1 pseudogene is annotated in these 323 nt (G+C 45.8%); it reads right to left on the bottom strand.

The features are described from left to right. Positions 1-25: 25 nt before the first annotated feature. Positions 26-323, bottom strand: a pseudogene (locus HBA93_RS19985) (ABC transporter permease); the annotation flags it as partial.

The following is a 323-nucleotide window of genomic DNA, read 5'->3' as shown; positions in this document are numbered from 1 at the left end:
GATCCAATAAATAAAACGGGACATATCAGAGTGTGCTCCTCTTTCGTGTCATTGCATAACGAAGTGCGGCATAGATCGACAGAAGAAGGATTACACTGAATAAAAGAAGCATGGACAGGGCCGCAGCCATACCCCAATTGAGGTGTTTCTTGATAAATTCTGCAATATAGAAAGAGAGCATCTGGTCATTAGGCCCACCTGTCAGTGCTGGCGTTACATAGAACCCTAAAGCCAAAATAAAAACGGTACCGCCTCCTAAAGTGACACCACGCAAACTCTGTGGAAAATATACACGTATGAATGTCTCTGCCGCGCCGGCTCCC

Origin of the sequence: Ochrobactrum sp. SFR4, assembly GCF_019730395.1 — a bacterium.
Taxonomy (GTDB): domain Bacteria; phylum Pseudomonadota; class Alphaproteobacteria; order Rhizobiales; family Rhizobiaceae; genus Pseudochrobactrum.
This window is presented reverse-complemented; position numbering and strand designations above follow the sequence as displayed.